Here is an 11,928-nt window from a genome sequence, read left to right as displayed (position 1 = left end):
TTTGTAAATACTTTTCGTGATCTTGTTACTACGCCCTTTCAAGGAAACGTCAATGCGCTTTGTTGGAAACGTCAATTAATAGGAGATTTTTCAGAGATTGTTAATCAAATAGCGCTTAATGAAAATATGACCGAGCTTCATCCAGATGAGCTCCATGGACTGAAGCTAAGTGAACAAGGGCAACTTGCCCGTGAAATGCTTTTACAAGATTTGAAAACCCTGGAAGCGCATGGTGCCTCGCCAACACTTAATGTGATTCATTCCTATGAAAGGGACGATAGCTACCCCTTTTTCCCAACCGATGTTTACTCATTTCATGTAGATCGCTCTCCTATTCCCGTTGATACCTATTTATGCACGTACTATGGGGACTCAAGTGAAGTATTACCCAATGCACAAGCCGAACAGAAAGTCCTTGTACCCGAAATAAGAGCGGAGCTTAAAAAATTATTTGATGGACCGGATAAATATTTTGAATCATTTTTAAATGAACAGTATTTTGACCTCCACTATCAGCCAAAATCCAATGCACAGCCAATAAGCCTGGGCATTGGCCATATGTGTAGATTGGCTACTGATCACCCTAATAGCAAAGTTCCGCCTTGTATTCATCGTGCTCCAAAGGAAAAGAACGGAAAGAAAAGGTTGCTGCTAATCTGCTAAATAGCAGGGGTCAATATTCCTTTTTCAAGGAATAATCCTGTTATTGTAAAAAGAATGAAACCCGGAAAAAATAAACTGATCCTACTTGTTCCTATTGCCCTATTGTTAGGTCTGGTTTTTGGTAATTTCCAAAAAGAACCAAAACCTACTCTCAAGCCCAGAAATATTGAAGTTCCACAAAAACGGAGCATACAATGGAATAATGACTCCGAATTTAAAGATTCTATTATTGGCCTCTGGGTAAAGAAAAAAGTGGAATATGGCTCAAAAAAAGGTAAGCAACCCAAGAGTTTTGTTGGCTCGGCTTTACTTCATAGGAAGACCTATTGATGCTTTGTAAATTCCCTTAGCTATTTAACAACGGTCAAACTCTTGGTTTAAAATTTAAATCCTTTAAACCTGACCCATACACAATTTCTTATATTGACATCTTTGGGTTGATTTATAAGGGAAAATGAACTTGTTACCCAAGTGGATATTGCCAATCAAGGCAATGCAGCTAGGATGATGGTTTCTAAAGTTTTGAGAAAGTATATTCAAAGACATGCACATCCAAATGACAACAGGGCCAAAATAATCAAGTTAACCGAGGAAGCAGCCACGGTGCTTCAGAAGGCTCTCAGGAAAATTGAGAAGACAGAATTGGATTTCTTTCCTGTTTTAGGAGATGAACTTGAATTCTTCAACAAAAACATGAGGGAATTGATGAGTAAGAACCAAAATACAAGCCATTGAATGTAATAGATAAACTAAATTGGCACTAGCCAACCAAATTATTTGGAGCTTCCCCAAAGTATGGTCAATTAAGCGACAAGTCCCTTTTGACGGTTCAGCATTTAGATTTATCTTCACCGTTTATAATAAACGGGTCCAAAAACAACGGTGATCCCAACAAGACCAGGTGGTATTTAAAACTGAGGTCGAATTCAAGAAAAAACTAACCTATGAAAAGTCTTTTTTACCTAACCCTACTATGTATGGTTTTTGGAAGCTGCAAAAATCAAGCAAGTCTCGAAGCTTCAGAGCAACCAAATATTGTTTTATTTTTTGTTGATGATATGGGTTGGCAGGACACTTCTCTTCCTTTTTGGCATAAAAAAACCCCTTTTAATGAGCGCTATCATACACCAAATATGGAAAAACTAGCAGCTGAAGGGATGAAATTTACTCAAGCTTATGCCACACCTGTTTGTTCTCCCACACGTATAAGTCTAATGACCGGCATGAACGCTGCACGACATCGTGTAACCAACTGGACCCTACACAAGGACGCCCTACAACCTATGGAAACCAACCATAAAGCCTTGTCTTTTCCTGCCTGGAATGTAAACGGAATGAGTCCGGAACCGTTGGATCTGGCAGTATATGCAGATGCCCTACCTTCCTTGCTTCAAAAAGCAGGTTATTTCACCATTCATGCCGGAAAAGCACATTTTGGAGCCATTGATACTCCTGCCGAAAACCCTGAAGCCATCGGTTTTGATGTCAATATAGCCGGACATGCTGCCGGAGGTCCCGGTAGCTATTTGGGAGCAAACAATTTTAGTGCAAATTGGCGAGGAGGCAGTGCTTTATGGAATGTCCCGGGCCTTGAAAAATACCATGGCCAGGAAATCTTCTTAACAGAAGCGCTTACCCTTGAAGCCAAAAGTGCTATGGATGTAGCTCTTAATAAAAACAAACCCTTTTTTATGTATATGTCGCATTATGCAGTACATGCCCCCATAGAAAAAGACGAGCGCTATTATCAAAAATACCTGGACAAAGGTCTTGATGAAAAAGAAGCCAGCTATGCCTCGCTTATAGAAGGCATGGACAAAAGCTTGGGCGACATCATGAAATATCTCGAAGAAAAAAGTTTGATGGATAACACCATCATCCTCTTCATGTCAGACAATGGTGGCCTTAGCGTTCATGGCAGAGGCGGAGAACCTCACACCCATAACAAACCCTTATCCAGCGGCAAAGGGTCCATCCATGAAGGTGGCATCAGGGTACCAATGATCGTAAAGTGGCCCGGCGTAACGATTCCCGGATCAAAAAATGACAATTACCTGATCATTGAAGATTTTTATCCGAGCATTTTGGAAATGGCGGGAGTAGAAGACAAAACCACCGTTCAGAAAGTTGATGGAAAAAGTTTCACAGGTTTGCTGAAAAACAATAGGCCGGGACAAGTTGAACAGCGGTCTTTGTTCTGGCACTACCCCAATGAATGGGGGCCTAAGGGGCCTGGGATAGGCGCCTTCAGTGCTATTCGAAAAGGGGATTTTAAGTTGATTTATTACCATATAGATGAAAGTTTTGAATTGTTTAATATCCGTGAAGACATAGGAGAGCAAAACAATCTGGCAGCCACAAAACCGGAAAAAGTAAAAGCCTTGGCCAGTCTTTTGACGGCTCACCTTAAAGAAGTAGCGGCACAAATGCCCATACACAAAGAAAGTGGAACCCCTGTAGCCTATCCCGGAGAGTAGCCATTAGACACGAATAATGACGGAGATAACGTTTAGACAAATAGGAATAAAAGACCTAACACTGGTTTTAAATTTACTGAAGGAAGCAGCCGAAAAAATTAACCGGATGCAGATTGACCATTGGCAATATTGGAAGAACCCTCCACAAGAAAAAGTACGATGGATTGAAGAAGGTATTAAAAACGGTGAATTCTTTTTCATCGATGACCAGGATAAAAACAATATCGGCATGGTGAGAATGTTAAATGAAGACCTACTCTATTGGGGAAAGCAAAAAGATAAAGCCATCTATGTGCATTCATTAATCGTTAAGGAAGCCTATAACGGAAGAGGAATTGGGCAAAGAATCTTAGAAGAAATTGGACATAAAGCCAAAAAAAATGAATGCCAATACTTGCGATTAGATTCAGACTCAAAAAACCCTAAGCTTTGTAAGTACTACCAAAAGTTAGGCTTTAAGAAAGTAGGAGTAAAAGACTTACCTTTGTCTACCTACAATCTTTATGAAAAGGAAGTACTGTAACCTCGTGTGTAAAAATATAGCAATTTTCTTGTAGACTATTGAATAGTTCAGATAGTTTCAATGCCATATTTACTGATTCTGCAAAAGGTAATCAATTGGTTATAAAAACTTATTTCGAAATTTTCATTGCAATTATTGATGAAGTTTTCGTTATTTTTAATAGTTTAAAACTTTAATTGCAGTTGGTTTAATGCATTCAAATTCGTTGTAGTTCAGCCAAATCATCATCAAACCAAACCTGACGATCATGAAAAAGAAAATTGCCATCATTGGAGGTGGTATTGCAGGGCTTACTTTTGCCAGGTGTCTGTCACATGAAAATTATGATATTGATATTTTTGAGAAAAAAGCACAGTTTGGTGAAATAGGAGCAGCCATCAGTGTCTTTCCAAATGCCTTATGTGTAATGGAAGAATTAGGTTTATTGAATGAAGTAGTAAGTTTAAAAAAGTTTATTTAAAAACAGATAAGGGAAAAATTCTAAGCAAATCTGAACCAAATAGTGACTATCCTGTCATTTGCATTCACCGGGCAGATCTACACCGGATCTTGTTAAAGGACATACACGCAAAACCATACAACAATCACAGTTTAAAAGAGATATCTTCTCCGGAGAATGATCAAGTAAGGATATCTTTTGAAAATGGAACAACAAAGAAATATGATGCTGTCTTTGGAGCGGATGGTATCCATTCAGTAGTACGCAAACATTTAATCAACGACGGGGAACCCCTATTCAGAGGATATAATATATGGAGGGGAGTGGTAAAGACAGACTTTGAAATAGGTTACGCAAGCGAAACTTATGGTAAAGGAAAAAGAGTAGGCATTGTTCCAATCAAAGAAGGGATTTATGGCTGGTGGGCCACAAGCAATGAGGATTTTATGGAAGGTGACAGCCCTGAAACCACGAAGGATAAATTGAGTCGTTTATTTGGAGATTGGCACAGCCCAATTCCTGACCTAATAAAAAACACAGAACATATTCTCAAAAATAGTTTGATTGACAGAGAACCCCACAAAGGTTGGACCAAAGGAAAGGTCACCCTACTCGGAGATGCAGCCCACCCCACCACTCCTAATTTAGGCCAGGGAGGATGTATGGCCATGGAAGGGGCTTATATTTTAGCCAAGTCAATTCAAAAATACGGTCTTACGCAAAAAGCATTCGAAAGGTATGAAGCCTTACAATACCCCCGATCTAAAGAAATCATAAAAGAAAGTTTGAAATTGGGCAAATTGGGGCAACTCGAAAATCCACTGCTTATTTCATTAAGAAATCTAGCCTTTCAATTAACGCCTTCAAGCTTGGCCATGAAAATGATTGATAAATATTTTTCCTATAGGGTCAATGAAATTGAAGTATAAAAACATATTAAAAGGCATATGGGGCAATCCTGCCCCTTATGATTACCTCCAAGTTGGAAGTCAAGATGGAATACAACAAGTCGAAATTGGCGATTTTAGGCCAATCATTCTCAAACAAAGAGTAAAACATAAAAGCATCTTTATGCTTAACAAAAGTATTATCGTAGAATAAACAACTACCATCATACCCAATTTTATAATTTTTTATTAAATAAATTGGCATTTAAAGTATTTTTTAATAATTTATACTATAATCTTATAAAGCCCTTTTTCAATGTCATGCTTCTTACAACCTACCATACAAACGATTTTTTTCAAATTTCATGTTCATGTCCATCTGTAATACAGCCGGGAGAAGACCTTCAGGTTGACTTACACATCACTGCTTTAAAAACCTCAAAGCTGAACAAAATAATTTGGAATCTTGATGGGGTTACTAATAAGGCCGCAAAAAATGACAAGGAACACCTAGCGTTAAACCTGGATGTTCAGGAAGGAAAATCAGTTGACCGGAAAGTAATCTTTAATACCGAATTCATGAAGGAGGGGTTTGGGGAAATCCAAATGACGTTGCATTTTTCTATAGCAGGAGAGGCTGAAAAAACTTTTCACTGGAAATTATGGGTGTCGGTATTTAAAAAGGTCACCGCGGATAATAAAAAGGCATTGGATGATGACTTAAGAAAAAGGCTAGTGGATGTCGTTAATGCCAGAACAAGGAACGGACATATTTTTATGGCAGACCATGTGCGTTTTTTTTCCGAATTCCTTAACATTGAAGTACCTGATGAAATTGCCTCCATTATAAATGAGGAATTGCTACTAGAAGAAGAAGGCTTACCAGTAAACGAAGAACTCTTCTATTCCATAGCAATAGGTCAAACTCAATTTTACGGATTAGAAAAACTGGAACTGATCTATGAAGAAAATTGCACTGATAGTGATGATAAGTTTGATATGGATGATGCACGGGAAGTTCCTGCAAGCGTCATATAGGAATTCTAGAACAACGTAAATTTTGGCTTAAATACAAAATGTTATGTCATGGGCAGCAGGTTTTTCTTTAGCGCTTGAAATTAATCAAACCATTCTCAACCTTGTATTGGATAAATTCTTGCAAAGTTTACAGGCGCAATTAACTTATCAGGCGAGACTTGGGAGAATAGGTTCATTTGAAGCATCAGTTAAGGATCTGGAGATATTGGATTTGGAAGACCCGGCGCCATTGGGTGGGGTGTTGACAGACTTGCAGGCAAAGGCAGATTTTAAATTAAGATTATTTGGAATTCAGCTTGTCAATACAACCTTGGCATTTACGATCGACAATGTCGAACTCAACCTTTCAAGAACAGCCGCCGGTCAACCTAAGGGGATTGTCATTCAAATAGCCCCTACACTTTCGATAAGAATCAGTTTTACTGGTGGAAATTTTCTTATCAATTGGATATTAAATGGCATCATTGCCCCACTGATTACTTTTGGTGTCTGGCTGGCTTTTAAACTGATCCGTAAAGTCGAAATCCCTGTTTGGGACCTGATTGATATTTTCGGTGTGTTGGGACTGAGATTCGCTCCAAACAGTCCATTGCTGACAGCTCAGAAAACCGTCCCGCCTACATCAATACTCATGGCTTCAGACTTTAACCTAACAGCTCCGGCAAGAGGCATTGGTCAGCATATGAAACATTTCAATCCCCCAAACACTAGTATTGGTGCGGTAGTCAACGACAAGGTTATCAGCGCAGCTGTACAGATTGCATTTTCGAAGGGTTGGGTTCCATCACAATTCCGGGTATCCGGTTGGAAAATCTACATCAATTCCATTCATGTTAAATTTGTTCAAGACAAGATCGTAGCCACGGGGTCTTTAAAAGCCAAGCGAGGAAAATGCTGGTGCCGTGTAAAAGCCAAAATTTCCTTCAAGGCCGAAGTTACTCCAAAAATAACCGGTGCACCTACTCAGCCTCAACTGAAATTTACTTACGATGCCAATGTCAATACACAGCTATCCACTTCCGGCATGCTCGTGGTTTTAGGTGTCATCATGTATGCCCCGATTTTTATGGCATTGACCATCTCCATGTCTTTCCTTATCAACATTGTACTGAATCAGTTTTTACCTTTTACTACCGGCTGGCAACAGAACGGACTCCAACTAAAAATCACTGCTAATTCTGTCAATTATTCAGGTTTCACTCCTTTATCTATGCAATTCCCACTGGAGTTAAGTGGAAGCGGATCCTACGATCTTAGTAATTTTAGGCAATTTTCACTCCCCGGAAATGGCCCACAATTTCAGGTGAAATACACCAATGAAAGCCTTACAATTCAACCGGAAGAATTAAGACTTGCCATTGATTTACAGTAGCAATCTGTTTACTTCATTTGAAGAATGATTTTGATCCCAGGGGATTTGAAATCTTATGGTTTTTATTTTTACATTGAGCTTTTAAAAGGAAATTTAACTGTAATAACTAAAAATCAATCGACCCAAATCCATCAAGCAATTTGCGCTAATCCTGTTTCTAATAATTTCTTCCAACTTGGAGGCCCAACAAATAATGGATTTATACCCAGAGAATATTCCTAATAGTAAGGCTTATGCCATGCAGGAAGAGGTCATTGAGGACAATGGCCGTATTGCCTGGTTAAAAAATGTTTCCAAACCTACCCTCACAAGTTATCATCCTAGTGAAAAAATAGCTACAGGGGCTGCAGTGATAATCTGCCCTGGAGGTGGATACTCAGGCGAGAGCTACCTCCGCGAAGGAACCTTGATCGCTGAAACATTTGTAAAAAAGGGAATTGCTGCATTTATTTTAAAATACCGATTGCCCAGTGATTCGATTATGATTGACAAAGCTATTGGTCCTCTTCAGGATGCCCAGCAAGCAATTAAAACGGTAAGACAAAACGCCTCAGCATGGAATATTGACCCGAGCAAAATTGGGATCATGGGCTTTTCGGCTGGAGGACACTTAGCATCCACTGCCGGAACACATTTTGACAAGTCTTATATCCCAAATAAGGAGCAAATAAGCTTAAGACCAGACTTTATGGTCCTTATCTATCCGGTTATCAGTATGACAGACGAAATAGGTCATTTAGGTTCAAGACAAAATTTACTCGGCAAGTCTGCTTCAGAAAAACAAAAGCAACTGTTTTCTAATGAATTGCAGGTCGGCCCAAACACCCCACCCACTTGGATCACCCATACCGGAGATGACAATGTGGTACCTGTGGAGAACAGTATCCGCTTCTACCAAGCACTGATAAAAAATGAAGTTCCCTCAGAAATGCATTTGTACCCGAAAGGCAATCATGGATTTGTTTTGAGTTTACCAACCGAAGAATGGATGCAACCGCTGTTTGACTGGATGAGAAATAGTGGAATAAGCCTTTGACACAATCCATTCAATCCCGTGACTCTTTGATGAGCCAAGGGATGATTCATTCAAATTACCCAATTTTCATTGAATAGTGACTTCTTAAATTTTTGTGATTTTAGAAATATTCTTGCCTTATTTGTAATTAGGACGAATTTAAAAGTTGCGGTTTTCATTTTCATTCCTCCGGTATTGGGGTTTTATTAAACCTTGTTAAATTTTAATAATCGAAAAACAATAATTTCTTATCATTGTCTGATTTTTAAGACAGATTATCCGAAAAAATGGCTCATTCAAGAGGAAAAGTATAGTTTTTTGACAGATTAATGCTTTTGTAATGGGTAATTTGCCATTCAAACAGCATAGAACAGGACAGTTAAAATTTTTGAATAAGGTATATTCGCTAAAATATTAAAAAGGAATTCAAATTTATTTAAAATATGGCAATTACAAAAGACACTTTTAAGCACGTAGATTATCTATGGGATGATGAAAAAGCTAAGGCTTTAGGGGACGATCAAGTAGCCCTTTTGCTTTACCGCTCTAACATTTTAGGTGCAGACCTAAGAATCACCAATTATGGAGGAGGAAACACAAGCTGCAAGACCATAGAAAAAGACCCACTTACCAAGGAAGACACGGAAATAATGTGGATCAAGGGATCAGGTGGAGACATTGGAACTTTGAAAAGAAGCGGCCTTGCAGGGTTGTATATGGACAAACTGCTAGCGCTTAAAAATGTCTATCGCGGATTGGAGTTTGAAGATGAAATGGTGGCACTTTTCAACCACTGTATCTATGATTTGGACTCTAAAGCTCCTTCTATAGATACTCCATTGCACGCTGTATTACCTTTCAAGCACATTGATCACCTTCACCCTGATGCTGCCATAGCCATCGCAGCAGCCAAGGATGGAGAAAAAATTACCCAAGAGTTATTCGAAGGACAAATTGCCTGGGTTCCTTGGCAAAGACCTGGCTTCGACCTTGCCCTTCAATTGGACAAAGCGCTTAAAGCCAATCCAGGAATCAGGGGAATTATGCTTGGAGGACACGGACTTTTCACTTGGGGAGATACGGCTTATGAATGTTATATCAACAGTCTTGAAGTAATTGACAAAGCTTCCCAGTACCTGGAAGACAATTATGGCAAAGATCGACCTGTATTTGGTGGACAAAAAGTTTCCTCCCTTCCTGAAGAAGAAAGAAAAGAGCAAGCTTCAATCATTGCCCCACATTTAAGAGGATTGGCCTCTAGTTACAATAGAATGGTAGGTCATTTTTCAGACGATGAAAGGGTTTTGGAATTTATAAATAGCAATGACCTGGAAAAACTAGCTCCTCTTGGAACCAGCTGCCCCGATCATTTCTTGAGAACAAAAATCAGACCTTTGGTATTGGAAATAGCTCCGGATACGGACCTGTCTGACATGACTGAGGTAAAAGCTTACCTTGAAAAAGAATTTGAAGCCTACAGACAATATTACACCAAATATTATGAAGACCACAAACGTGACAATAGTCCCGGCATTAGGGATTCAAACCCTGTGGTTATCTTATGGCCTGGTGTAGGAATGTTCTCTTATGCCAAGAACAAACAGACGGCAAGGGTAGCAAGTGAGTTTTACACGAATGCTATCAATGTAATGAAAGGTGCTGAAGCTGTTTCTTCTTATGTTTCATTGCCTTTACAGGAGGCTTTCGACATTGAATATTGGTTACTGGAAGAAGCCAAGTTGCAAAGAATGCCTAAGGAGCAACCGCTTTCCAGAAAAGTGGCTTTTGTAACCGGAGGAGCCGGAGGCATCGGAAAAGCAATTGCCGATAAACTGGCCAAAGAAGGTGCTTGTGTATTCATTACAGACATCAACAAAGACAACCTGGATACTGCCCTGGCGACCTACGGCAAGGACACCGGATCCGGAGCTTTAATGGATGTGACCAAAATGGAGGACATAGAAAAAGCTTTGAAAGCTGCTTGTCTGAAATTCGGAGGTGTAGACATTATCGTCAATTGTGCAGGACTGGCCATTTCTAAACCAATCGCACAAACTACAGAAAAGGATTGGGACATTCTTCAATCTGTGCTTGTAAAAGGTCAGTTTGCCGTTTCTAAAGCAGCCGTTGCCATTTTAAGGGCTCAGGATAAAGGAGGAGACATCGTCAATATTGCAAGTAAAAATGCTTTGGTTTCCGGACCTAACAATGTTGGTTACGGAACGGCCAAAGCCGCCCAAGTACACATGAGCAGATTGCTAGCTGCTGAACTGGGACCTGATAAAATCCGAGTGAATGTAGTCAATCCGGACGCGGTAATTGAAGGAAGTAAAATCTGGGAAGGTGAATGGGCCAAAGGCAGAGCCAAGGCTTATGGAATCACTGTGGAAGAACTTCCTGCATTCTATGCCAAGCGTACCATCATGAATGAAATTATCTCAGTAGATGATATTGCCAATGGAGTTTTTGCCTTTGTTGGAGGTCATTTAAGTAAGAGTACCGGAAATATTTTAAACGTTGATGGAGGGGTAGCTGCTGCCTTTGTCAGATAATTTATTATCATGAGAATTGATAAAAATCAAATCAATACTATCAATAACAGAGCTCTCCCGGATCACCGGGAGAGTTTTGAGTATCTAAGCAATAAATTAACCACCAAAGGTCTGGAACCTGAGCAACTCATTCAGAAGATTCAGGATTTTCAAATTGCCATTCCAAGCTGGGCTCTAGGCACTGGAGGCACAAGATTTGGCCGATTTCCCGGTGGTGGTGAACCTCGGTCTTTAGAGGAAAAAATTGATGACGTAGGCCTTCTTCATGCATTGAATGCCGGATCAGGTGCTATTTCCCTACATATCCCTTGGGATATTCCCGAAGACATCGATGCAGTGAAAGCTCATGCGGCTTCTCATAACCTGCTTTTTGATGCCGTCAACTCAAATACCTTCCAGGATCAAGAAGATCAAGCTCTCTCTTATAAGTTTGGCTCTTTGTGTCATACAGATAGCAAGGTAAGGCAACAAGCCATTGATCACAACCTTGAGGTCATCAAATACGGAGACCAATTGGGATCGAAAGCCTTAACCGTTTGGTTGGCAGATGGGTCTTCATTTCCCGGACAAATGAATTTCAGAAAAGCCCTGCAACGCACGCTGGATTCTTTAAAAGAGATTTATCAGGGGATGCCTGCAGATTGGAAAATGTTTGTGGAGTACAAACCTTATGAGCCCTATTTTTACCATACCGTTATACAGGATTGGGGAACATCTCATTTACTGGCTTCCCAATTGGGCGAAAGGGCCTTTACATTGGTTGATTTGGGTCATCACCTGCCCAACACCAATATTGAACAAATTGTGGCCACCCTTATGATGCAGGGAAAACTTGGGGGATTTCATTTCAATGACTCCAAATTTGGTGATGATGACCTTACCGTAGGTGCCATGAAACCTTACCAATTGTTTTTGATATTTAACGAATTGGTAGAAGGTATGGAAGACAGTGCTTCCAAAAA

General features: G+C 39.8%; 13 protein-coding genes. 12 read left to right on the top strand and 1 reads right to left on the bottom strand.

Going from position 1 to position 11,928, the window contains the following annotated elements; genetic code table 11:
• The 7 genes from AAC037_RS08975 to AAC037_RS08945 all read left to right on the top strand — a co-directional run.
• A partial coding sequence (locus AAC037_RS08975) for a hypothetical protein (RefSeq protein WP_339902668.1) occupies window positions 1-663 on the top strand: 663 nt, incomplete at its 5' end.
• Between the two features lie 54 nt (window positions 664-717).
• Window positions 718-993 carry a hypothetical protein gene (locus tag AAC037_RS08970; protein WP_339902667.1) on the top strand — a complete coding sequence of 92 codons (276 nt, stop codon included), beginning with the start codon at window positions 718-720 and terminating at the stop codon, window positions 991-993.
• Window positions 994-1,134: 141 nt separating this feature from the next.
• Window positions 1,135-1,398 carry a hypothetical protein gene (locus tag AAC037_RS08965; RefSeq protein WP_339902666.1) on the top strand — a complete coding sequence of 88 codons (264 nt, stop codon included), beginning with the start codon at window positions 1,135-1,137 and terminating at the stop codon, window positions 1,396-1,398.
• A 209-nt stretch (window positions 1,399-1,607) separates the two neighbouring features.
• Window positions 1,608-3,140: a sulfatase gene (locus tag AAC037_RS08960; protein ID WP_339902665.1), complete on the top strand. Its 1,533-nt coding sequence runs from the start codon at window positions 1,608-1,610 to the stop codon at window positions 3,138-3,140.
• A gap of 16 nt (window positions 3,141-3,156) precedes the next feature.
• The gene (locus tag AAC037_RS08955) at window positions 3,157-3,663 is read left to right on the top strand and encodes a GNAT family N-acetyltransferase (RefSeq protein WP_339902664.1); all 507 of its coding nucleotides are present in this window, start codon (window positions 3,157-3,159) and stop codon (window positions 3,661-3,663) included.
• Between the two features lie 247 nt (window positions 3,664-3,910).
• Window positions 3,911-4,123, top strand: a complete 213-nt coding sequence (locus tag AAC037_RS08950; protein ID WP_339902663.1) for an FAD-dependent oxidoreductase — start codon at window positions 3,911-3,913, stop codon at window positions 4,121-4,123.
• Between the two features lie 17 nt (window positions 4,124-4,140).
• Entirely contained in the window at window positions 4,141-5,031 is an 891-nt protein-coding gene (locus AAC037_RS08945; protein WP_339902669.1) for an FAD-dependent monooxygenase, read from the top strand.
• A 7-nt stretch (window positions 5,032-5,038) separates the two neighbouring features.
• Here AAC037_RS08945 and AAC037_RS08940 read toward each other — a convergent pair whose 3' ends face one another.
• Window positions 5,039-5,254 carry a hypothetical protein gene (locus AAC037_RS08940; RefSeq protein WP_339902662.1) on the bottom strand — a complete coding sequence of 72 codons (216 nt, stop codon included), beginning with the start codon at window positions 5,252-5,254 and terminating at the stop codon, window positions 5,039-5,041.
• A 56-nt stretch (window positions 5,255-5,310) separates the two neighbouring features.
• Between AAC037_RS08940 and AAC037_RS08935 the strand changes: the two genes are divergently transcribed.
• The 5 genes from AAC037_RS08935 to AAC037_RS08915 all read left to right on the top strand — a co-directional run.
• Window positions 5,311-6,027 (top strand): hypothetical protein, encoded by a 717-nt coding sequence (locus AAC037_RS08935; protein WP_339902661.1) that lies wholly within the window; start codon window positions 5,311-5,313, stop codon window positions 6,025-6,027.
• A gap of 43 nt (window positions 6,028-6,070) precedes the next feature.
• On the top strand, window positions 6,071-7,399 hold the full coding sequence (locus tag AAC037_RS08930) for a hypothetical protein (RefSeq protein WP_339902660.1): 1,329 nt from the start codon (window positions 6,071-6,073) through the stop codon (window positions 7,397-7,399).
• 193 nt (window positions 7,400-7,592) lie between these two features.
• Complete coding sequence (locus AAC037_RS08925; RefSeq protein ID WP_339902659.1) at window positions 7,593-8,435, top strand: alpha/beta hydrolase; 843 nt, start codon at window positions 7,593-7,595, stop codon at window positions 8,433-8,435.
• Window positions 8,436-8,857: 422 nt separating this feature from the next.
• Window positions 8,858-10,966: a bifunctional aldolase/short-chain dehydrogenase gene (locus AAC037_RS08920; RefSeq protein WP_339902658.1), complete on the top strand. Its 2,109-nt coding sequence runs from the start codon at window positions 8,858-8,860 to the stop codon at window positions 10,964-10,966.
• 9 nt (window positions 10,967-10,975) lie between these two features.
• Window positions 10,976-11,928: TIM barrel protein (locus AAC037_RS08915; protein ID WP_339902657.1), on the top strand; the 953-nt coding region annotated here is incomplete at its 3' end.

It is taken from the genome of uncultured Cyclobacterium sp. (assembly GCF_963976465.1).
GTDB lineage: Bacteria > Bacteroidota > Bacteroidia > Cytophagales > Cyclobacteriaceae > Cyclobacterium.
This window is presented reverse-complemented; position numbering and strand designations above follow the sequence as displayed.